Raw genomic sequence first — 22,263 nt, forward strand, 5'->3', positions numbered from 1 at the left:
ATGACTGACCATCCGGGCGAAGAATTTGTCGGCGAAGAGCCGCTGGTGGACGACTTGGTCGACGAAACGCGTCGGCCCGAGGACGTCCCGCACAGTGAACAGCCGGCCGATGACCAGCCCGATCCGCTCATTGCCCCCGAGCAGCCGAACTGATCCGGGTTTTCACGGCAGTACAGGGGGAACCGGGTCCGCAGGAATCACGGGGCACTCGAGGGCCCGGCGATTCCAGGTCCCGGTGTTCAGAAAACAGCGGCGGGGCCGCCCCGGCCGGGCAGGAACTAATCGGGTGGTTCGATCGGGCCGCCCTGCCTTCCGGGTAACCCGGGCCGCCTCGCTTCAATCCTGCGTGCCGGCGTTGTCGATGAGCTGGCTCGCGATCTGTCCGAGTGGCGTGCCGTTGGTGCGGGAGAGCTTCAGCAGGTGGTCGAAGGCCTCCTCCATGGTCACGTTCGAGGTTTGGACCAGGACGCCCTTGGCCCGTTCGATCACCACCCGCTCGTCGAGGGCGGCCCGGATGCGGGCGACGACGTCTTGGGCGGACAGCCGGCCGGAATGAATGATCGCCACGGTGGCGATGTCGGCGAACGCCTGGCCCACCTCGCCGATTCCGTCGGTATCCGGGCCGGCACTGAAGAACAGGTTGAGGGCGCCCAGGGCGTGATCGTGCCACAGCAGCGGATAGGCCCGCGCAGCGGCGAACCCGGCGGCCTCGAACGCGTCCAGGAGTTTCGGCCAACGGGCACCGATCTCATCGACACCTGTCGCGGCGACTTGCTGCCCGGTGCGTACTGCTTCGACGCAGGGCCCGTCGTCGATCTGCAGCTGGTACAGCTCGAGCTCGTGGGCCCGGTGGCTGGTCGAGGCCAGCAGTTCGAGCTTCTCATCGTCGGGTCGCGCCAGCACCAGGCCGCCCGCGGCCGCGCCGACAGCGCGAGTGCAGCCGGCCAACAGCGAGGTGGTCACGCCGACGACATCGTGTTCGACCGTCAGGGTGGTCGCGGCGGCGGCAAGTTCGCGGACCGCGCGTGCCTGCATCGCGCCGGTACCCGCCGCGCCCTGGTCGTACTGCGATGTCATGAGTCTCCCTCGAGGAAGTGGAGGCGACGGCCAACGACCTGATCGGCGATATCGGCCAGATTGGTGTCATTGGCGTAGGCGTGCGCGCGCAGGATCGCCAGCGCGTCGTCCGCGCTGAGCCGGAGTTGGGCAATGACCATGCCGGTTGCCTGATGGATCCGGGATCGCGACGACCACGCGCCCGCACCTTCGACACCGTCGCCTTGGCTTGGGTCGCGCAGCAGCGCCACCCCTACCGAGTTGGCCAGGAACTGTGCGGTGTCGTCCGCCTCGGCGACTTCGGTGGCGCCTCGCAAGTACAAGCTCAACGTGCCGAAGGTCTGGCCGGCCCGGGTGCATGGCGAAGCAGCGGATCGAGATGTCTTCGCCGACGACCTGGCGGGCAGACCGGGTGAACTCGGACCAGCGCAGGTGGTCCGCTGCCGCGCCGAGTCGCGCCACTACCGGCTGCCCGGTGTGGAATGCGTCCATGCAGGGACCCTCGCCCAGTACGTCCTGCAGGTCTTCCAGCCGCTTCGCGGTCTCGTCGGTCGCGGCCAGCATCAGCCGGCTGGGGGAGTCGTTGTAGACGCAGATCGAGGCGCCGTCGGCACCCAGGATCAGCCGGCACGCCTCGGCCAGCCGTTCGGCCAGATGCCGGTTCCGGTCGCTGGCCGCAGCGAGCCGGGCCAGCCGCGCCAGAATCGCCACTCGCTCGGTCATGCCGATCTCCACCTCCGGCAAGCGATCCCCGTAGTGGCAATCCACTCACACATCCCGTTGTCCCGCCAACGCTACTCCTTCCTTCGGTCACGTTCAGTGCGAGCGGACTGGGTGCCGATGGCACCGGAACCGAGCGGCGCGGCTAGCGGCGTAGCTGCAGTTCAGCGCTTGCAGAGCGAACTGCACGACCGCATCCACGGTCTCCTCGACGCCGCCGGCGTCACGCAACTCGACCGCCAGACGAGCGAACTCGGCAGCCGTCTGCCCACCGCTCGTCGCCAGGCCGGACTCCATGGGCGGCTCAATCTGAGCACCACGCCGTGCGGCGTCATCCATACCGCCATCATGCGCCCAGGCCGGACCGGGCCGGCCCTCAGCGGGGAGCGCCGGCCCGGATGACCACTCCTGGCGAATGGCGTCGGCCGGCATCCACGAGTCTGAGAGAGGAGCGAAGACGCCTGGAAGGGTGCGCAGCTTCATGCGGTGAACACCTCCGCGAGCCACGGGACGACGCCCTTCGGGCCGAGCGTCCGGAGGTGGTCGACCGGTGGCTTGTCGACCACCGCCCGTACGTCGTCCAGGCCGCCCGGCGCGAAAGGCTCGGCGGCGTCGATGAGATCGTGCAGGCAGCGGCGGGTCGGCCGGGACTCACCGGTACGAAGGTCCAGCAGCTCGCCACGGACGCCGTCGCGAAGCGCGGCCCATCGGTTCTCCGCGATCCGCCAGGTCGGCGCCGGCGATTGAAGCGTACCTAGCCGATGGAGCTCGGCCAGTCTCGCAGCGAGCGCGTAGACGAACCGGGCGATCGCGCTGGTCAGACCTGTGGTCGCCTGTACGTCGAGGACCCGCAGTTCGAGAGTGCCGTAGCGCAGGTGCGGCCGGAGCTCCCACCACCATTCCGAGCTGCCCATCACGGAAGCGCCCCAGGCGAGGTCCGTGGCGAACTCCTCCCAGGAGTTGATGATCGGGGGCACTCCCTGGCGGGGCAGCTCGGAGGCGATCACCGGTCGTACGGAGCACAGACCCGTGTCTCGTCCGCCGGCGAAGGGAGCGGCGCCCGCGAGCGCTGCCAATTCCGGGAGAAGGTCCCGCAATGCGTGGTAGACGCTCAGCGTGCAGTCGGCGTCGCCGAAGGCCAGATGCACCTGCAGCGAGGAGACCAACTGCCGGCCGATGACTTCGCCGTACCGGGCCCTGAGCCTGGCGGCCCTGCCCGTGGGAGACAACGCGTTAAGTCCGTCGACGAGTGGGTGGACGGGTGCGGCGATCACCGCCAGATCGGAACCACAGCCGGCGGCCAGCAGTTCGCGGCACGAGCGCAGCTCGTCGACGGCACCCGCCACGGTTTTGTGAACGGACGTGGCGATCTCGATCTGACCAGCCAGCAGTTCCGGCTTCACTCGCGGATCGCCGATGTCTGCTATCAGCGCGGCGGCTTCGGCGGCGGGCAGCCAGGTCCCGCGGTGCACCAGCAGGAGTTCCTCCTCGAACCCTACGGTCCCGGGGACCGTGCTCGAGAACAGCGATCGCAGCACCTCGGCGTCGGGCGGCGCTCCGGTTTCCGGTCGGCCGGAGACCGGAGAACCGCTGGATCGTTGGACCGGCCGTCGATCGATCACGGGCACATCCAGCATCGAGTCTCTTGTCCCACTCCCGTGCCGGGGTGGCCTGACGGCTTGGTCATCTGCTCGCTTTGTTCAGCCGGCGGCGATCTGCGGACAGTTGCCCTCGGCACCGGCGGAGCGGACGATCGCGTCCGGAAGGTCGCGTAGCGCATCCTCCACAACGCGGGCGACCGAGTGGTCCCAAGCGGCTTCGTCACCGGCCCAGACCTGATGGATAAGGACCGCCGACACTCTTTGCATGGACCTGTTGCAGCGGCGGGCCAAATTCTGCAGAAGCTTGTCGGCCTGGCCTAGGTTCAACCCGAAACACTCCACCAGGACGCACCTGGCCTGTTCCAGGCAGGCGGCATCCTTGCGGGCGAGAAAGAGATTCGGTGGGAGAGAAACCCCGGCGGGCCGCGGTTCGCTCGACCTGAGTGAATCTGACTGGCTCATGGCGTGATCGCCTGTTCGTGCTCAAAGCCGCAGGCAGTCTCTCAGGCTTCTTCGTAACCAGTGCGCCAACGGAACACTCCGGTACCCCGCTAGCGGTCCTTCAATCACCGATCCCGACATCCTCGAGCGACGTGGATCTTCGTCATCACCCTCTGCGCTGTCCACCAACTGCTACCGCGGATGCGGACGCGGTGCGAACGGTTCCCCGCGGCCGTTCATCTATTCGCCCGCGGCCGGGAAACACCGGAGATCGGAGAGCCCCGCCACTCATCGCGCATGTGTGGGTCATCGCCGGGTACTGGCACGCCCCGCAGGCCTGGGTGATTCCGAAGGGTGCCAAGAACGCCGGCGCCGGGTGTCAGTGGGCCAAGACCCTGACCACCGTGGACACCTGGAACAAGGCGGCCGCGGCGCGGATGCGGACGGTCCAGCAGAAGGGCACCTTCTTCACCGGCCTGTTCACCGGCAACAATCGCCGACGAGCAGATCAAGGCCAAGTACCTCAAACCCAGTGGCGACGCCGGTTTCGACGAGGCGATCAACAACTACTACCAGAGCCTCGACGTGGGGAAGGCGCTGAACCCGTCGGCGCCGGATCCGAGATCGATGCCGCCTGGAAGAGCGCCGTGACGAAGTCGTTGGCCGGCCAGGTCGCTCCGCAAGCGGCACTGGACCAAGCGCAGAACGTCTACGCGTTGATCTTCGTACCGACCGGGACCGTCGTGGCGCTGGCGCTGGCGATGATGCTTTGCCGGGTGGGCCGCGCGGCCGGGTTCTTCCGGACCTCCTTCTACCTGCCGGTGATGACCCCCGCGGTGGCGGCCAGCGCGATGTTCCTGCTGCTGCTCAACGGTCAGCGCGGCCTACTGGGGTCGGTATCCAGGGACCGAACTGGACCACGGATCCGGGCTGGCTGAAACCATCGCCGATGATCTCGGGCGCCTTGTCTTCACGATCATCACGCACACGATCGCCGCCCTGCAGATGTTCGACCAGGCCTACACGATGTTCTACGGGCCGCAGCTGAAGGCGACCGCGTCGGAAGAATCGCTTGTCTACATGGTCTACCTGTTCCAGAACGCCTTCCAGTTCTTCAAGATGGGCTACGCCTCCGCGATGGCATGGCTGCTGTTCCTGATCATCCTCGTGATCACGGTGATCCAACCGCGGATCGGCAAGCGCTACGTGTACTACGAGGGCGAGAGTGAGCGATGATGGTCGACTCGGCAATGGTTCACGTGCAGGCGGTCGAGAGGATCGCCGAACCACCGACGGCGACGCGCCCGACCGTCCCCGTCGGGCCGGATGGCGGCGGATCTCGTTCTATCTCGGGCTCACGGTGGCCACCTTCGCCTGCTGTTATCCACTGCTGTGGCTGGTCAGCGCCTCGCTGAAACCGAAGGCCCAGGTGTTCGACAACCGGCCGATCCCGGAGATCTTCCAGCCACAGAACTATGTGGAGGTCTGGACGACGGCGCCGGGCAGTTCCTCCTGGGCGTCCCCGGGAGTTGTTCGAAGCCGCGCGGGTCGACGGCTGTGGTTACTTCGGACTGTTCCGGCGGATCGCGCTGCCACTGTAGTACCACTGGGAGATCGCCATGGCGGCGAGCGTGATCGCCACGGTGCCGATGATCATCCTGTTCGCCCTCGGCTCGCCGACCTGACCTATCGGTCGCGTTGACCGAGGAATTCCGCCGGAACCGGGATTGCGGCGGTTTTCGGGGGATACCGAAGGCGCACTTCATCCCCTGGCCGGTTCTGCATCGGCTTTCAGAAAGGTAGGACCGTGGCTGACATGAATCGGGGTGCCATGACCGCGACCCCATCCAGAAGGCGGCAACTGCCGTCGGAGTGGTATTCCTGGCTGTCGGTGTGCGCGGCTTCATTCCCGGGATCACCACCGACTACGACCTGCTTTCGTTCGGCGGGCACCATCCGATGGCGAAATTGCTGGGTATTTTCCAGGTGTCCGTGCTGCACAACATCGTCCACCTGCTGTTCGGAGTGGCGGCCCCGGCCCTGGCCCGTACTGTCCAAGGCGCCCGGGCCTACCTGATCGGTGGCGGCATCATCTATTTGGTGCTGTGGATCTACGGGCTGGTGATCGACGAGACCAGCTCGGCCAACTTCGTGCCGCTCAACACGGCCGACGACTGGCTTCACCTGGTGCGCGGTACCACTGCCCGGGTCGCCAACGTCCGGCCGCCGCTGGATGGCGCGTACGGTGGGAAGTGGGCCACCTTCACCTGGTAGCCCCCCCCGGCTGGGTGAAGGTGGCTTCGCAGCGGCGCTATTGTTCTTTGCGGTCGGTGCGGTGATCCTGTGCCTAGCCGCACTTTTCCTAGGGGGGAATTGGAATGAGCCGATCAAGGTGGCGCGACGTCGCGCTGGATTTCCTGGAACGGATGGGTTGGTCCGCCGGGCAACTGTTCTTCGCGACGTTACTCGCGGGCGGTATGGCGGCCTCTGCCGCCGACCTGCCGTGGAAGTACGCGGGGACGATCGCCATCGGCGGCGCGGTGTCGTCCTTCGTTCTCACGGTGGTGCAATACCTGGCCGGATTAACGAATCTCAGCTTCTGGCCCGATGCGCTCGTACGCCTGCTGAAAACGTTCGTCAGCTCGTTTGCGGCCTCGATCGCCGCCGCCGGCGTCCTCGACATCCTGACGTTCGACTTCAAGACGGCGTTCAACGTGGCGTTCCTCGCCACGATCGGGGCCCTGGGCAAGGGCCTGCTGGCCCGCGAATCCGCCAAGGCAACTCCGGACGCCAGAGGCCCAAGCCCCTCGACACTACCGACCGAGACCTACGAAGCCGCTGTGACTGCTCCGGTTCCAAGCCTGAAGGGTGCGGGTGGCTAGTCAAGGCCTAGTGCCCCGAGTCCGAAGTTCTTTGACGTGGACCGGCGCCCACTGTCAAACAACTTCGGACTCGGGGCACTAGGTGATGATGTGGTCGAGGGATTCCAGGGGGAGGAAGACAGGTTCTCGGGTGGCGATGGATTCTGTGTGGGGGCCGGCCAAGGGGTCTGCTGACGCGTAGGCGGTCAGGTCGAGGCCGGTTGCGTCGGCGAGATCGGTGACGGAGATCTGGAAGGTTCGATAGGGGCCGAGGACGAAGCCCTCGACTGCTTCTACGCGGGAGCGCTTCTCCAGCAGTTCGCGGATGAGGTCGCCCTGGCTGAGCAGGTAGGCAGTCGCGTGCAGCTTCTCGCCGCCGGCCGCGAGCATCACGACCAGCTTCCAGAACTCCTGCGGGACGGCGAGACCGCTCGTGAGCTGGGGGTCGTCTTCGCGGAAGATCGGGCCGGTGAAGACACATGCCCTGAAGCCCTCGGTCCGTGCGCTGTCGAGGATGTAGTTCTCCAAGCCCTGCCAGAGCTGCTTGCCCTGGTTCAGCCGCGAGTGCTGAAGGGCGGCGTTGGTGTAGTGGAACGTGTCGAAGTTCGCCAGCGTCGCCAGCTCGGTCACGTTGCCGATGCCGGTCGCGGCGGTGTCCCAGTTCGGATCTTCCCGGCGCACCAGGTGGCCACGATCGATCTCGGGATCGTCGTAGTCGTCCTGGCCGAGTTGGTCCTCGATCGGGATCCGCTCGTCGGCGAACCACTTGTCGCCGGTCCGCTTGATCTTCACCGGGTGCTCGCCGTTGATGTTGACCGCGGTCATCAATGGCTGCTTGCGGCCCTGGTGGTACTTGACTCCGAAGTGCGTGTATCTCAGCTCGAAAGGCTGCCGCTTCGTCTCGTCGCTCGGACGGGCGAGCGATTGCTCCAGGGCGGCGGCGATGCCCGGCCAGGGAGCGCTGAACTTCTTGCCGAGGAAGGCCGGATCGTAGCCCTTCCGGTCGGTGAAGAAGGCAACCGGATGCGAGCCGTCCCGGGTCGACTCGGTGCGGAGCCGCTCGGCCGGCTGAGCTCCCGCAACCATCAATGGCCGCTCACCGGCGACCAGCTTCCGCAGGGTCTCAACGCCGACGGCGCTGTTGGCCACGCCGTACAGGCCGGAGTAGTGCAGGCCGACCACCTTGCCGTCCTCGAGGCTGATCAGCGGAGAGCCGGAGTTCCCGCCGAGACTTGTGCAGTCATGGGTGAGCGCCTTCTGGCCACCGAGTGCCTGCATGACGAAACCGGGTGCGAACCGCTTCACCTCGTACAGGTCCTTGAAGTAGCGGGCTTGGTCCTCGCGGTTGTTGCGAGGGTCGTACGCCGGGTAGCCGATCAGTGCGACCCGCAGACCTGTCTGCGCCTCGGAATCCGCGAGTTGCAGCGCGGAGGGCAGATCGTCACCCGTGATACGAAGCAGCGCGACGTCGGCGGAGGCGTCGTCGGCCAGGTAGATGATCTCCGTGACCTGGATCGGCCTCGCGTCGCCGGGGTTGGAGTTGACCTCCTCCTTGAAGTCGATCTCGGCTCCCAACCGCAGCCCGCTGACCGGCGAGCGCAGGAAGACTCCGCGACCATCGGCAGCACGCGTGGCAACCTCCTTGGCCACATGCCGGTTGGTCGCGATGACGCGCGTCTTCGCGTCCTTCTCTTCGATGACCCAACCCGTGCCGCCCCAGGCCATCGAGTGGTTGACGAACTCCACCCGCCCGACAGACAAGACATTCGGCTCGACGCCCTTGATGAGGGCGTCGGTGCCGGCGGCGAACTCGGGCAACGGCTCCAACGTGATCTGGTCGTTCTCGACGACGAGAGGCGGCCGGCCGATCCGCCTGACTATCGCCTCCAATGCGTCGATACTGACCGCGCTCTCGAGCGGGCTGCCCTTGTCCATCTCGTCAGCGGCCCGAGCCGGTACTACAGCTGCCGGGAGCCGGCCGTCCGCGATCGCCTTGTCGATCTCGGCCCTCAGCTCCGGTGCGTTGTCCAGCCTGGCCTGAGCATCCTGCAGTCGCTGTTCTTCGTTCCCGTTGGTCATGGCCGTGGCCTTTCTCCGGAGACCTGCATGCTGCGCTGGGGGAGTCGAAGGGGTCGCCCACTGGGGACGACGAGCAGCGCGATCCCGGGCACGAACGCGCTGGGAACGTTCCGCGCGAGCAGGACGGCTGCGGCGTCAACCGCGGTCCCGTCTGCCGCCGCGCGAGTCGCTGCGTCAATGGTTGCCGGAGCCCGCTTACGCAGCAGACCCAGTACATCGCCGTCGTGCCACGCTTCCAGTTGCGAGACGGCGCGGTCGATCGGGTTGGGTTCGGCGGCCAGCGCCGCGATCCGATCGGCGATCGTGACATCGATCGGGCGATCCCACTCGGGTGGCGTCGCCCCGCTTCCGTAGGACCAAGAGCCCGCCGTCGTACGACGCCAGCGTTCTGCGCAGCGCGCCACCAGATTGAGATCGCGATCGCCCCGCAAGCACGCCGCCGCACCGATCAGCTCCGCGAGCAGCCCGAGATCGGTCAAACTCTGCAGCGAAAGCGTAGGCGCGGTGTCCACATAGTCGCGCCATGGGGGAGAGCCCAGCGGGGCAAGGTTTCCCAGCTCGTTCAGGCGTTCCCGTACTGCGGCGGCGTAGTCGACGAGGTACTGGTGCGCCGGCAGTTGCCTCATCGTGCCCACCAGTTCGGCGAACGGGGTGACTACAGCCAAAGCCCTGGCCGCGAGCGTCGAAGGGTCGGCCGCGTGCCTATCGATGGGGCCGATCCGGGCAGTGATGCGCTCCCAGCCCTCGCCGCTGCCGAACTCGGAGCGGTCGGTGGACCTCCAGTAGTCGATGGCTTGCCCGGCCCCGTCGAACTTCCGTTGCGACTTGACCGGTACGGCGGCACTGTGGATGGCGAATCGCAATGCGGCGCCGGCGAGGCCGGACAGCGAAGGTTCCATCACCAGAGCGGCGACGCGCTGTCCGATACCGGGCTGGTCTCCGAACACCCGGACAGCACCGTCGAAGTCGAACTCAGCGGCCAGCTCCACCCTGCAGACGGCGTTCAGCTGATCCTTGTCCAGCTGTTCGCGCAGTTGGGGGCGGTACCAACCGTCTTGTTCCTTGAGCAAGGCCCTGGCATCCGACCATCGGCCGGAGCGCCACAGGAACGTGAGCGCCGCGTCCGCGTCCGGACCGTTCGGGTCGAAGACGGCGCCGGCAAAGGTGCGATCGTAGATGTAGTTCCCTTCGAGCCAGTCCGATCGATCGTTCATCGACCGCAGTTCGCGGGTCGCGTACGGATCCAGTGCGGTCCCGGGCACGACCCGATCACCGCGGTAGCTGGTGGACCGATCGCCTTGGGATCGATGGACGACGTCCTGGGCTGTCGCAGGCAACTCGCTGATCGTGATGAGGTCGAGCTGCGCCAGCACCGCAGGCGCGATCAACGGGACCGCCGACTCCCGACGCATCAATTGAAGACGGTGGTAGGCCGCCTCGATCTGACACCATGGCTCGGTCCGTGCGGCGAACCATTTCGCTGCCGCCCGGTCGATCCGCGCGGACTTCGCCGGAGCCGACTCGTACAGGAGCGGCAGCAGCACAGCCCGCATGTCCGATCGATGCCGCAAGAAGCCGATGGCGAGTGGATCGGGCTCGACCAGCCAGTGCTGGGTCGCCAGCGCCTGAAGGAGTTCCTCGGCGCGCGCCGGGCTGAGCTTGCCCAGGCCGACCTGTGGTCCGACGACCTCGCGGATCACGTCGGCGTTGATCCGTCGTACGACCAGCCCTGGATTCGCGAGCATCTTCAGGTCGGGATCGTCGATGCGCGAGAGGATGAAGCGGTACAAGGACGCCAGCGCCACCTCGCCGCGCTTACCGGCTTTCGCCAACTCACCGGCGCCATGCTCGTTGGTGAACTTGGCCGCCAGCCGTAGCGCCAACGGGTTACCGCCCGCGATCGATCGGATCAGCTCAAACGAACCAGGGTCGACGTCGAGGCTCTCCAGCAGCCGGTCGGCCCCGGAGTCGGCCAGTCCACGTAGGGGGAGATGTTCGCCGATGCGGGCCTGTGTACTGTCCAGCGCGTTGCCGCGGCCGGCACCGACCACCGCGATCGTCACCCGGGTCACGGAGGCGAGTTGATCGAGCCAGTCGAAGAGGCGGCCAGGGTGCGTCTCGCCGCGGCCACGCAGTACTTCCAAGGTGTCGAGAACCAGGAAGATACGCCGCGGCGGACTGGCGAGAGCATTCGCCAGGGCCAGGCCCAGATCCTCCGGGACCAGTTCCGGACTGTCGCCCTTGAGACTCGCGGCGCCGGGCAAAGTGCTGGCAGCCTTCGACCTGGCCTGCTGGATCGGCTGTTCGGCCCCGGGCACCTGGGCGGACACCTGACGGGCCAGTTCGAGGGTCAGGCCCACCGTGTCCTGGACGTCGAGCCCGGCCCGGTCGAAGTCGAACCGAACCACGACCCAATCGTCTCCCTGGCCGAGCAGCCGGGCCGCGACCTGTTCGACCAGGGTCGTCTTGCCAACGCCGGGAAGGCCCTCGATGTAGAGCGCGCTGGCCGGTCTGCCGGTGGACTCGGTGTCGAGCCACGCGATGATCCGCTGTAGCTCCTCCTCCCGCCCGAAGAATCCGTGGCTCTCCACGGTTCGAGCGGCCGCGACAAAGTCCAGATGGGTGAGCGCTGCCTTGATCGCAGGCAGTTGCCCGTACTGCGGCGCCAGCGACCCGGCTCGGCCGAGACCGACTACCAGCCGCTCCAGCGTGCCCCGGTCGGTGGCAGCGCTGACCACCGCCGAAACAGCGTCCGCGGTGAAGATCTCCTCGGCGGCGATGGCATTCAGGAGATCCTTGGTGGGTTGATCTTCCGCGCTGTCCCTTCGCTGCGCGATTGCCGCCGGCAACTGGTTGGAGCTTGCCAGTGCGTCGAGGGTTCGGCGGCGTTCGGCGCCGCGCATCAGCCAGTGGTCGCCGCCGGCAGCCATGGACCTGTCACAGGTCCGCGAGAGGCCGGCCGCGATGGCGGTGAGCTGCGCCGGATCGACGCTGGTCACCTGGTCGATGCTCCGCAGCGCCTGTGCCGGTTCGAAGGGTCCGGACAAGGCGGCGTACTGGCGGGCCTGGTCGACCCCGGCGGTGACGATGGACTGGTCCTGCCCGTCGGGTTGGGCCATGGCCTGGGTCGAGCCGGCGTCGTACGCGGTCATATCGTGGTCCCTGCGCTCTCGCGAAGCACCTGCAGGTAGGGCTGAAGCCGCGTGACGACAGTGCTGAGCGTCGCGTCGCGGTAAACGCCGTTGAACTTCTCCGATCCGACCAGTGCCACCTGGGTCATCGCTTCGATGCTCTGCTGATCAGCCTGGCCGGCGAGGCTCTCCGCGGCTCGGGTCAGGCAGTTGAGGACGTCCTGCCGGGTGAAGCCACCGACGTAGTCGACCACCAGTCCCGGTGGTCCCGAACCGCCGTCCGCCGGGGGACCATCGGCTCGGGCCGCGTCCGGGCCGGAGAACTCGAGTCCTGCCAGCGGGAGGGTTTCCAGGCCGGCGATGACGAGCCGGATCCGGGGCTGGACCAGACAGGAGGCGACGAAGCCTTCCAGGTGGAGCCGGGCCGGCTCCGAGAGCGGCACCGACGGATTGTCGACGAAGAACCAGACCGTACGGCCCGTCTTCGTGGCCGCCTCGTTCACCGCGGCCGCGAGCCGGTTCGCCTGGTCGCGCGCGGCGGCTTCGGCAGCGGCTTGGCCGGGATCGACGCCGCCTGGCGACGGGATGGCGTTCATCGCGACGCCGGCCGACTGGACTCGCTGGAAGATGTCGGAGACCAGGTCGGACACGGGCTCGTCGAGAGGAATCCGTACGGCGAGATGCTCTCCTCCTCGCCGCAGCAGCAACTCGTTGAGGATCCGGTAGGAGAAACCCAGGCCGGTTTCGTCGCCACTGCTGACATTGCGCCGCTTCACCCGGACTCCGCGCACTCGGCTGTCGTCCTGACCGGCCGCCGCGACGGCCGAAACGAAGAGATCGCGGCCGATCACCAGTTGCGAGTTCTCGCCGTCGAGGTGCCAGAGCTCCAGCGGAGCGATGTCTTTGCCGATCAGCTCGGCGACGTCGGCGGCGAACAGCGACAGCGGAACGAGTCGCCCGTCGTCGAGCTTGCCGCCGTTCCGTCCAGGGCCGCGTTGCTGCCGGCCCTGGTGCAGTCCGAACAGCTCGAAGCGGCTGTTGAAGCAGGCGCCTCCGGACGACCCTTCGGCCGTCTCGATGTCATGACGCATCCGCGCGGTGACCTTGCGAATCTTCCAGGTGGTCCCCTCACCCAGTTGTTCGTCCTGGCCTTTGGGGAAGTCGAGCAGATACAGCTTCGACCTCGAGACCACGGCCGGGGGGACCGGCGGCAGATGCGCGAAACCCAGGTGACGTGCCGCCGGAGTTCGCAGCGCCAGCAGGGCGACATCGTGCCGGTCCAGGACGTCGGAATCCGCGTGGGGCGCTTCGTTGATCCATTCTCTGTCTCCACAAGGAGACGCGTACGACGGTGGCACACCGGCCGGATGCTTGCTGCCGTCGGCCAGTACGACGGTCACCTTCGGCTCCGGATTCTGCTCGACCCCCGGACCCTGTACCCGGACGACGTGCCAGGCCGTGAGTACGAGGCCGGGACCGACCAGGCACCCGGTTCCCCTGAACGTGTCGTCGACCTCGACCCGGCAGCGGAAGGTCCTGGCCCGTTGCAGGAAGTCGGCCATCCCGGCCAAGTTGATCCGGGCGTTCTCGGGTACGTCGGTGTCGACCTCGATGCCACGGGCGAGCAGGGCCTGGACGAACGCGTCGCTGAAGCCGGTCGACTGGAGCAGGTTGACGCAGAGCTCCGCGGCGTCCGTGTTCAGGACGGCTGCAGCGGCGTTGAAGGAGTCGAGGTCCGGCGGCTTACCGTCGCCCTGCTGGATCGCGTGCAGTGCCTCGTTCGCGACAGCGGGGAACTCGTGGATGATCTCGATCAGGTCCGTCTCGGTCCACATCTGCAGGCCTCCCCGTGGCCGATCTCAGACCGTCTCGGGGGTGGGCTCGGCGAGCCAGTCGGGCAACTGGTTCGGCGCGTAGGTCTGGTACCGCTGCCAGAGCCGGCGGTTGTTCTTGTTGGTGGGATCGCCGAATCCCAGGAAGCGCAGCGCGTTCCCGCCCAGGAACGCGTCGGTCGCCGCCGCGTCGAACTTCGCCCGGTACAGGTCGCGATAGGTCGACAGGAACTTCTCCCAGTCGGGGTAGATGGCCAGCATGAACCAATCGGTCCCGTACATCAGGCGCCGCTGCATGGTCCTGGTGGTGTTGTCGGAGAACATCTTCTGCAGCCGATTGAGATAGGGCTGCGAGATCCCTTTGTCGTAGATCTTGTGATTGCCGGTATCGGCGAAGAGGAAGTCGAACCGGGTGGCGGCCGCCGCGATCTGGTAGATCCACGCGCTCTGCTGCTCGGCCGGATTGGCGCCGCCGAAGTGGCCGAGATTGAGATGGAGGCCCTCGTACTTCTCCAGCGCCTCGATCCAGCCGCCCGGTCCGGCGAGACCCGCTTGCTCGTACGCCGTACTCGCGTACTGGGAGTTGTTGCAGTGCGCGGTGATCGGCACCTGTTCGGTCTCGCACCAGGAGTAGAGGTCGGCGAGAACCTCATTCAGTTCGGCGGCTTCGGCGGCGTTGACATCGCCCACCGGCACGTTGTTGATCGGCCGGAACCCCATCGGCGGATAGACCTTCACGCCGACGAATCCGAACCGGTGGACGGCATCCTTGGCGACGTCGAGCGGCGTCTCGATGTCCCGGGCCCGGCGCGCCCGGACCTCGTGACGTGGGTCGAACCCCACGAACGGATGGATCCGCGCACCGGTTCGCCAGGGCAGCAGGCCGAGCATGCTGAGCCGGCTGATCTTCTCCTGCAGGATGACCTGCTGCCGGATCGTCGTCTTGGCGCTGTCGCCGAGCGCTGCGCCCAGATCGACCAGCATCGGGCAGAACAGATCCACGTCCGGATAAGTGGACGTGAGGACGCCGGCCAGATCGAGCCGCGACTTGGTGAACAGCTTGGCCCACTTCACTCCGCGGCGTAGTGCGCGGGCGAGGTCGATCGGACCTTCTTCGTCGCCGGCCGCTCGCACGTCGTCCGCGGCGAGATCCTGGGCGGCTCTGAAGGCCAGCTCCGGATTTCGGGCCTGCAGCTCGACCAGTTCCGCATCGACCTCGCGCTCGAGCTGGTCGAGGGGATCGACGGTGGGCGGAGCCGGCAGCACCCCCTCCAGTGCGTCGTCGAAGGTGCTGCTGCCGAGCAGGGAGTCGAGCCGGGGCTTCTCCTCGGCGTACCCCGGGGCGCCCTGCTGGACGATGACGTCGAGTAGACCGGCGACGGCTGGACTGATCACCGAGTCGTGCAAGGCGACATGCTGCACGAATCCGCGCACCGGCAGGTCATCGGCGTTGAAGTTGTGGCAGTGCACATCAACGATCGGCGTGGTCATGGTCTGCATTCCCCCCGACGTTCCGGGGAAGCCCGGAGCCATCAATCCCCTTGTTACTCTCCGTCAGCGCATGGGTCAATAGTCGGCCGCTCGCCGCCCGTTGGGGATTGACCTCGGGGCGGGTACGTGTCAATCTGCTGGGCGTTAGTGCTCATGATTGATGAATTATGAACAATAGAGTTCATTATTTGTTCATCGGTAGTGCTCGACCCCGCTGGTATGCCGCCCTGATTTCACAGAGGAGTAAGAGCATGAACCTCGGGCAGCAGTTGATCGCGAACGGTTCTCCTTCAAGGGGTCTCCGAGGCCATGCCGTCGGACAGCCACACGGGGGTGCTCCAGCGGTCGCTACGCCCGCAACCACAGCCCATGGATCGACTTCGACAACGTGCCGGCGGCCAGTAACGTCCGGTTGAGTTCGTTCCCCACCGACTACACGAAGCTGCCGCGGGTCTCGTTCGTCATCCCGGATCTGTGCCGGCAGCCCACAACTCATCGCCCACGACGCCGAGTCACCAGGCCCGCTGTGAGCAGCCCGGCGCTGTGGCTCTGCGAGCTAGTCCAGCGCCTCGATGCAAGCCACGAGGTCGTTCAGTAGGCGGTCTTGCTGAGGTGCGGAGAACGGCGCGAGCATCCGCTGTTCGACGGCGCGTACTGCGGCGCTGGCGGCGCGGAGTTGTTTGCGGCCCGCGGAGGTGAGTTGGCTCGGCAGGGCGCGGCCGTGGGGAGCGGTCGCCGGGCGGGTGATCAGGCCTCGATCCTGGAGCCCGCGGAGGACCAGGTTCATCGACTGGCGGGTGACGAACACCGCCCGGGCCAGCTCCGCGTTGGACAGCCCGGCCTGCTGGGAAAGCACTTCGAGGCAGGAGTACTGCGGCACGGTCAGGTCAAGTGGCCGTAGGGCGGTGTCCATGGCGGTGCGCAGTGCGGTAGCCGCTCGTTTCAGCATGTAACCCACCGCTTTGTCCAGGGGGCCGACCTGTTCGCCTTGACTCATGTCAACATCCTGACATACATTTCGGATGTCAGCACATTGACATACAACTGGAGGACGACATGACTGTGACCGGACCGGACTTTCTCGCTCTGCAGGTGCGCGACCTCGACCGTGCGGCCGAGTTCTACGAGTCCCGCCTCGGCCTGCGCAGGCTGTCGGCCAACCCGCCCGGCGCGGTGGTGTTCGACACCAAGCCGATCTCGTTCGCGGTGCGGGAGTCCTTGCCTGGCGTCGATCTGGACGCCGCCGCTCCGCGCCCGGGCCTGGGGGTCGCGCTGTGGCTGCACTCCGATGACGCGCAAGCCCTGCACGATCAGCTGGCCGACGCCGGCGTGCCGATCGTCGCGGACCCGTTCGACGGTCCGTTCGGCCGCACCTTCGTCTTCGCCGACCCGGACGGCTACGCGATCACCATCCACGACAAGGCCTGACGGCGATGGCACCTCATGAGGTGACCGTTGAAGTGCTCGGGCCTTGGTCGCTTGCCACGAGCAAGCGATTCTGGGAAGGGTTTGCACCCGCCACACTGCCGTCGCAGCGGGAGCTGGGGGAGATGTGGACAGTGTTCCGGGTCGAGGGTGACTGGAGCAGAGTCGAGGTGCGAGTGACCCAGGAGGGCAGCTCGGCGCGGATGGTCGTCGACGGTGATGGCGATCTTGAGCGGGCGGCTGCCCAGGCCTGCCGGTTCCTGTCCTTGGATATCGACGGCCGCGGCTGGCCTGAGGTCGGGCTCCGCGACGAGGTGATCGCGGAGGCCCAGGAACGGCTGCCCGGTCTGCGGCCGTGTGGGTTCCATTCGCCGTACGAGGCCGCGGCCTGGGCCGTGCTGTCCCAGCGATTGCGGATCGTGCAAGCCGCGAAACTTCGCGATGACCTGGTTCGTGTTCATGGCCAGGGCGGTGCGTTTCCTGCCCCGGACCAGTTGCGCGCTCTCGACCTGGATCTTCCCGGCCGCAAAACCGAGTACCTGCACGCCGTTGCCGAAGCAGCGCTGGACGGCCGGCTCGACGGTGACGCCCTTCGCGCGATGGAGGTCGAGCAGGCTGTGCGCGTAGTACAGGAAGTAAAGGGCCTCGGGCCGTTCGCTGCTGAGTTGGTCGTCCTTCGCGGGGCAAATGCCCCCGATGCAGTCCCGCACAACGAGCGTCGCCTGGACGACGAGATCACCTACCGGTACGGCGCCGACCGCACCCTCGCGGAAGTGTCGGCGGCATGGCGGCCGTTTCGGACCTGGGCGGCGGTTCACCTGCGGACTCTGCGCGAAGAACGCACCCACGAGATCAGTGGCCGCAGCCCTTCAGGCGGTGGCGTTTCGCCTGTGACGTAAGCCGTCCACGAGGAGATCGATCATGCGGTTGGTGCAGGTGGCCCAGCGGGCCGGAGTATCGGCGCAGACGGTGTAGAATGCGGTCAACAACCCTGAGCGGCTCGCTCCGGAGACGCTGAAGCGGATCCTGGCGGCGGTGGACGAACTCGGGTACGAGCCGAACCTGTCGGCGCGGGCACTCCGGAACCGCAGTTCGTCGCTGATCGCGTTCAAGACGCGGCCGGCCCGGCCGGACAAGGCGCCGAAATGGCCGTACCCCGCATTGTTGACGACGACATCGAGTCCGTCGAAGTGCTCCTCCGCAGTGTGGACGGCGTCGCTGACCGCGGCGGCATCAGTGACGTCGAATGTGATCGGCAAGATCGCGTCCGGGTACTTCTCGGTCAGGCCGGCGAGTGCCGAGATATCCCGCGCGGCCGCGGCGACGCGATCGCCGCGGCCGAGTGCGGCGCTGGTGAACGCCTTTCCGAAACCCCGTGAGGCTCCAGTGATCATCCAGGTCATGGTGTGCTGGTTTTGAGTCATGCCCTGACCATCGTCCGTACGGCGGATCGGAAGAAGGCTGCGTTCTGCCTGGGAGCGCCACACCCACCCTTCACGTACTTGTGCATGCCTACGATGGCGGCATGGCGACTGCTCCACTTGGTGAATACCCGCGGGCCCGTCGCGCGCAGGTGACACCTGCGGACGCCGGTCTGGCAACGTACGGCGTTCGCCGCGTTCCTGGGCTGCGGCGCGAAGAGGTGGCGATGTCGGCCGGGATGAGTGTCGACTACTACATCCGTCTCGAGCAAGGTCGCGAAAAGAGTCCATCGGCCCAGGTCCTCGACGCGCTGAGCCAGGTTCTGCAGCTCGACGACGACGCTCGGCTACACCTCTATCGCCGGGCAGGCCTTACCCCCACACCGACCCGGGTGAGCGTCCCGGAGCGCGTCGATCCCGAACTGCTGCGGTTGATGGACATGTGGCCTGACAATCCCGCGATCGTCCTCGGCCGGGCGTACGACATCCTCGCCGGTAATCGCCTGGCATGCGCGCTGTTCGACGGGTTCAAACAAGGCCCCAACCTGCTGAAGAAGATCTTTCTCGATCCTGACGCACAAGTCTTCTATCGCGATTGGGAGCAGGTCGCGCGCTACACCGTTGCGGGCTTTCGCCTGCTGCAGGGACGGACTCCCAACGATCCGCGAATCCGCGAGGTCGTTGAGGACCTGTCCCGGCGAAGCGCCGACTTCGTTGCGATGTGGGAACGGCACGAGGCTCGCGGCACCCGACTGGCGAGCAAACGGTTCCGTCACCCTGAGGCGGGTGACCTGACCCTTCGGATCAACGCCTTCGACGTACGTTCGACTCCTGGACAGGAGCTCATCGTCTATCACGCCGAGCCCGGCACCAGCAGCGCAGAAGCCCTTGCCCTCCTAGGAACCCTCGCCGCTACCGGCGAGGAGGAGCCCGTCCACTCTGCTCTGACACTGCCCGGCTACCGGCCGAGCTGACGACACCCCCGGGCCCGGCGGTCCGGCCTTGTATTAGTCCCTCGGGGTTACCGTGAGAGCGATCATGTCGCTGAGCAGAGGACGAGTAATGCTGGGTCTGCCCGCGCAGGTTCGCGCCTGCCTCTTCGATCTCGATGGTGTGTTGACCGATACCGCGGCGGTGCACGCGGCAGCTTGGAAGGAGATGTTCGACGACTATCTCCGGGCCGCCGCCGACCAGGCAGGCACCGAGTTCGTTCCGTTCGACAAGCACGCGGAGTACGACGAGTACGTCGACGGGAAGCCGCGGACCGATGGCGTCCGCGACTTCCTGGCGTCGCGCGGGATCGAGCTGCCCGAAGGTACGCCGGACGACAAGCCCGGCAGTGAGACCGTCAACGGTCTCGGGAACAAGAAGAACGAAGCAGTACTGCGCCGCATCCACACCGACGGCGTCAAGGTGTTCGAGGGGTCCAGGCGCTATCTGGAAGCGGCCAAGGCAGCGGGACTCCGACGAGTCGTTGTGTCGTCGAGCGCGAACACCCGTGAGGTGCTGGAGGTGACCGGCCTGGCGCCGCTGGTGGAGCACCGGGTCGACGGGGTGACCATTCGCGAGGAGAACCTGCACGGCAAGCCGGCGCCGGACACCTTCCTGGCCGGGGCGAAGTGGTGTGGCGTCGAACCGTCCGAGGCCGCCGTCTTCGAGGATGCCCTGGCCGGTGTCCAGGCGGGTCGCGCCGGCGCCTTCGGATTCGTCGTCGGCGTCGACCGGGTCGGGCAGGCCGAAGAGCTGACGAAGCACGGAGCTGACACGGTGGTCACCGACCTGGCCGACTTGATCGACCAGGCGGAGGACGCCAGATGATCGATCGTGGAACGCGCCCGATCGAGCCGTGGCAGTTGCGGGAGACGCAGTTGCCGCTGGACGAACTGGCCCAGGCCGAGTCCCTGTTCGCGCTGTCCAACGGCCATATCGGGCTGCGCGGCAACTTCGACGAGGGCGAGCCGTACGGCATCCCCGGCACCTACCTCAACTCCTTCTACGAGCGACGCCCGCTGCCGTACGCCGAAGCCGGCTACGGCTATCCCGAGTCGGGCCAGACGCTGGTCGACGTCACCAACGGCAAGCTGATCCGGCTGCTGGTGGACGACTCGCCGCTCGACGTCCGGTACGGCGTGGTGAACGCGCACGAACGCTGCCTCGACTTCCGTGCCGGGATGTTGCGGCGCGAGGTCGACTGGACCTCACCGGCCGGCAAGCGGGTCAAGGTCCGGTCCAAGCGGCTGGTCTCGTTGACCCAGCGCGCGGTCGCCGCCATCGAGTACGTCGTGGAGGCGGTCGACGAACCGATCCGGCTGGTGGTGCAGTCGGAACTGGTCGCGAACGAGACCCAGCCCCGGCTGTCCGACGATCCCCGCGTCTCCGCCGTCCTGGAGAGCCCGTTGCAGGCCGTCTCGCAGGACTCCGACGCCGAGGAAGTCATCCTGGCGCACCGGACCCGGGCGAGTGGGCTGTTGATGGCCGCGGGAATGGCGCACCTGGTCGAGTGTTCGGCGCGGATGGAGCAGGACGTCGACGTACGGGAGGACTGGGGACGCCACACGATCATCTGCGAGCTGAAGCCGGGGGAGACCCTGCGGGTGGTGAAGTTCCTCGCTTACGGATGGTCGGGTCTGCGGTCGGAGACGGCGGTGACAGACCAGGTCTCGGCGGCACTGGCAGCGGCCAAGTTCTCCGGCTGGGACGGGTTGGTCGAGCAGCAGCGGGACTACCTGGACGACTTCTGGGACGCGGCCGATGTGAAGGTCGAGGGCAATCCCGAACTGCAGCAGGCTGTTCGCTTCGCGTTGTTCCACGTCCTGCAGGCCGGCGCCCGGGCCGAGCGGCGGGGCATCCCGTCCAAGGGGCTGACCGGCGCGGGGTACGACGGGCACACGTTCTGGGACACCGAGGGCTTCGTGTTGCCTACCCTGACGCTGACCGTGCCGGACGCGACCGCCGACGCCCTGCGCTGGCGGCATTCCACCCTGCAGTTGGCGAAGGATCGGGCCGCGGAACTCGGCCTGAAGGGCGCGGCCTTTCCCTGGCGGACGATCCGGGGCCAGGAGTGCTCCGGGTACTGGCCGGCCGGTACTGCCGCCTTCCATCTCGATGCCGACATCGCCGCGGCGATCGAGCGCTATCACGCGGCCACCGGCGACGACGACTTCATCCAGGAGTGCGGCCTGGAACTGCTGGCCGAGACGGCCCGGCTGTGGATCTCGCTCGGGCACCACGACCGGCGCGGCAAGTGGCACCTGCCCGGCGTCACCGGCCCCGACGAGTACAGCGCTGTTGCCGACGACAACGTTTTCACCAACCTGATGGCCGCCCGCAATCTGAAGACCGCGGCGAGGATGGCGGCCAGGTTCCCCGACGATGCCCGCAAGCTGGGGGTGTCGGTGGAGGAGGAGGCCACCTGGCGTGATGCCGCTGCCGCGGTGTACATCCCGTACGACGAGGAACTGGGGGTGCATCCTCAGTCGGAGGGCTTCACCGGGTACGCGGAGTGGGACTTCGAGGCGTGGAAGGGCCGGTATCCGCTGCTCCTGCACGCGCCGTACTTCGAGCTGTACCGCAAGCAGGTCGTCAAGCAGGCGGATCTGATGCTGGCGATGTACTGGTGCGGCGACGAATTCACCGCGGAGCAGAAGGCCCGCAACGTCGACTACTACGAGCGGATCACCGTTCGCGACTCGTCCCTGTCGGCCTGCGTGCAGGCGGTGACCGCTGCCGAGGTCGGGCATCTGGATCTCGCCTACGACTACGCGTACGAGGCCGCGCTGATCGATCTACTCGACCTGCACAACAACACCGCCGACGGTCTGCACATGGCCTCGCTGGCGGGTGCGTGGACGGCGCTGGTCGCCGGCTTCGGCGGTCTGCGGGAGCGCGAGTCCGGGCCCTGCTTCGACCCTGCCCTCCCTGGCGGACTGACCGGCCTGACGTTCACCGTCCGCTGGCGCGATGTCCGGCTGCGCGTCAAGATCAGCCCGGACGAAGTCACGTACGACGTCCACGACGGCCCGACCGCAAGCCTCGCCATCTTCCACGCCGGCGAGAAGATCTTCGTGAAGGCCGGCACCCCGGTAACCCGCCGCCTGACCCCAAGAAAGCCGCTACTACCCCAACCCGTCCAACCCATAGGCCGCGAACCCCTAGCAGCCTTCGGCCGAACCCTCGGCGACCGCGGCACGTCCTGACGCTGGCGA

21 protein-coding genes are annotated in these 22,263 nt (G+C 67.0%); 11 read left to right on the forward strand and 10 right to left on the reverse strand.

The genetic code is table 11. The features are described from left to right. Positions 1-153, forward strand: coding sequence for a hypothetical protein (locus tag F1D05_RS00005; RefSeq protein ID WP_185445112.1), 153 nt, complete (start codon positions 1-3; stop codon positions 151-153). Positions 154-336: 183 nt separating this feature from the next. On the opposite strand, the gene F1D05_RS00010 is transcribed toward F1D05_RS00005, so the two are convergent. Continuing rightward, on the reverse strand, positions 337-1,077 hold the full coding sequence (locus F1D05_RS00010) for an ANTAR domain-containing protein (protein ID WP_185445113.1): 741 nt from the start codon (positions 1,075-1,077) through the stop codon (positions 337-339). Next, a complete protein-coding gene (locus F1D05_RS39485; RefSeq protein ID WP_246486320.1) occupies positions 1,074-1,385 on the reverse strand; it encodes an ANTAR domain-containing protein in 312 nt (103 codons plus the stop codon). Before F1D05_RS39485 ends, F1D05_RS00010 begins: the two co-directional genes overlap by 4 nt. Position 1,386: 1 nt before the next feature. Here F1D05_RS39485 and F1D05_RS42710 point away from each other — a divergent pair, with 1 nt between their 5' ends. After that, a complete protein-coding gene (locus F1D05_RS42710; RefSeq protein WP_428994989.1) occupies positions 1,387-2,178 on the forward strand; it encodes a hypothetical protein in 792 nt (263 codons plus the stop codon). A gap of 77 nt (positions 2,179-2,255) precedes the next feature. Here the strand turns inward: F1D05_RS42710 and F1D05_RS00025 are convergent, their stop codons facing one another. Further along, positions 2,256-3,413 carry a carboxylate-amine ligase gene (locus F1D05_RS00025; protein ID WP_185445115.1) on the reverse strand — a complete coding sequence of 386 codons (1,158 nt, stop codon included), beginning with the start codon at positions 3,411-3,413 and terminating at the stop codon, positions 2,256-2,258. Between the two features lie 63 nt (positions 3,414-3,476). Next, positions 3,477-3,635, reverse strand: a complete 159-nt coding sequence (locus tag F1D05_RS00030; protein WP_185445116.1) for a hypothetical protein — start codon at positions 3,633-3,635, stop codon at positions 3,477-3,479. A 482-nt stretch (positions 3,636-4,117) separates the two neighbouring features. Here F1D05_RS00030 and F1D05_RS00035 point away from each other — a divergent pair, with 482 nt between their 5' ends. From F1D05_RS00035 to F1D05_RS00050, 4 genes are all read left to right on the forward strand, one after another. After that, positions 4,118-4,756 (forward strand): sugar ABC transporter permease, encoded by a 639-nt coding sequence (locus F1D05_RS00035; RefSeq protein WP_185445117.1) that lies wholly within the window; start codon positions 4,118-4,120, stop codon positions 4,754-4,756. Between the two features lie 67 nt (positions 4,757-4,823). Further along, on the forward strand, positions 4,824-5,054 hold the full coding sequence (locus F1D05_RS00040) for a sugar ABC transporter permease (RefSeq protein ID WP_185445118.1): 231 nt from the start codon (positions 4,824-4,826) through the stop codon (positions 5,052-5,054). 657 nt (positions 5,055-5,711) lie between these two features. Next, entirely contained in the window at positions 5,712-6,092 is a 381-nt protein-coding gene (locus tag F1D05_RS00045; protein WP_246486321.1) for a DUF4383 domain-containing protein, read from the forward strand. 104 nt (positions 6,093-6,196) lie between these two features. Further along, entirely contained in the window at positions 6,197-6,700 is a 504-nt protein-coding gene (locus F1D05_RS00050) for a hypothetical protein (protein WP_185445119.1), read from the forward strand. 78 nt (positions 6,701-6,778) lie between these two features. Here F1D05_RS00050 and F1D05_RS00055 read toward each other — a convergent pair whose 3' ends face one another. The 5 genes from F1D05_RS00055 to F1D05_RS00075 form a co-directional block, all read right to left on the reverse strand. Beyond that, a complete protein-coding gene (locus F1D05_RS00055; RefSeq protein ID WP_185445120.1) occupies positions 6,779-8,758 on the reverse strand; it encodes a DNA/RNA non-specific endonuclease in 1,980 nt (659 codons plus the stop codon). Further along, complete coding sequence (locus F1D05_RS00060) at positions 8,755-11,910, reverse strand: ATP-binding protein (RefSeq protein WP_185445121.1); 3,156 nt, start codon at positions 11,908-11,910, stop codon at positions 8,755-8,757. The genes F1D05_RS00055 and F1D05_RS00060 overlap by 4 nt, the downstream gene beginning before the upstream one ends. Next, positions 11,907-13,724, reverse strand: a complete 1,818-nt coding sequence (locus F1D05_RS00065) for a trypsin-like serine peptidase (RefSeq protein WP_185445122.1) — start codon at positions 13,722-13,724, stop codon at positions 11,907-11,909. Before F1D05_RS00065 ends, F1D05_RS00060 begins: the two co-directional genes overlap by 4 nt. A 24-nt stretch (positions 13,725-13,748) precedes the next feature. Then, on the reverse strand, positions 13,749-15,212 hold the full coding sequence (locus F1D05_RS00070) for an amidohydrolase family protein (RefSeq protein ID WP_185445123.1): 1,464 nt from the start codon (positions 15,210-15,212) through the stop codon (positions 13,749-13,751). A 556-nt stretch (positions 15,213-15,768) separates the two neighbouring features. Continuing rightward, positions 15,769-16,209, reverse strand: a complete 441-nt coding sequence (locus F1D05_RS00075) for a MarR family winged helix-turn-helix transcriptional regulator (RefSeq protein ID WP_185445124.1) — start codon at positions 16,207-16,209, stop codon at positions 15,769-15,771. Between the two features lie 59 nt (positions 16,210-16,268). Here F1D05_RS00075 and F1D05_RS00080 point away from each other — a divergent pair, with 59 nt between their 5' ends. Together F1D05_RS00080 and F1D05_RS00085 are read left to right on the forward strand one after the other, a co-directional pair. Next, on the forward strand, positions 16,269-16,640 hold the full coding sequence (locus F1D05_RS00080) for a VOC family protein (protein WP_185445125.1): 372 nt from the start codon (positions 16,269-16,271) through the stop codon (positions 16,638-16,640). A gap of 20 nt (positions 16,641-16,660) precedes the next feature. Further along, positions 16,661-17,536 carry a DNA-3-methyladenine glycosylase family protein gene (locus tag F1D05_RS00085; protein WP_206686009.1) on the forward strand — a complete coding sequence of 292 codons (876 nt, stop codon included), beginning with the start codon at positions 16,661-16,663 and terminating at the stop codon, positions 17,534-17,536. Here the strand turns inward: F1D05_RS00085 and F1D05_RS42440 are convergent. Then, positions 17,507-18,031, reverse strand: coding sequence for an SDR family NAD(P)-dependent oxidoreductase (locus tag F1D05_RS42440; protein WP_343066559.1), 525 nt, complete (start codon positions 18,029-18,031; stop codon positions 17,507-17,509). The genes F1D05_RS00085 and F1D05_RS42440 overlap by 30 nt on opposite strands. A 131-nt stretch (positions 18,032-18,162) precedes the next feature. Here F1D05_RS42440 and F1D05_RS00100 point away from each other — a divergent pair, with 131 nt between their 5' ends. From F1D05_RS00100 to F1D05_RS00110, 3 genes are all read left to right on the forward strand, one after another. Next, the gene (locus tag F1D05_RS00100; RefSeq protein WP_185445127.1) at positions 18,163-19,032 is read left to right on the forward strand and encodes a helix-turn-helix domain-containing protein; all 870 of its coding nucleotides are present in this window, start codon (positions 18,163-18,165) and stop codon (positions 19,030-19,032) included. 88 nt (positions 19,033-19,120) lie between these two features. Beyond that, on the forward strand, positions 19,121-19,876 hold the full coding sequence (locus tag F1D05_RS00105) for a beta-phosphoglucomutase family hydrolase (protein ID WP_185445128.1): 756 nt from the start codon (positions 19,121-19,123) through the stop codon (positions 19,874-19,876). Then, positions 19,873-22,254, forward strand: a complete 2,382-nt coding sequence (locus tag F1D05_RS00110; RefSeq protein ID WP_185445129.1) for a glycoside hydrolase family 65 protein — start codon at positions 19,873-19,875, stop codon at positions 22,252-22,254. The genes F1D05_RS00105 and F1D05_RS00110 overlap by 4 nt, the downstream gene beginning before the upstream one ends. The last annotated feature ends 9 nt before the right edge of the window (positions 22,255-22,263 follow it).

It is taken from the genome of Kribbella qitaiheensis, from assembly GCF_014217565.1.
Classification (GTDB): domain Bacteria; phylum Actinomycetota; class Actinomycetes; order Propionibacteriales; family Kribbellaceae; genus Kribbella; species Kribbella qitaiheensis_A.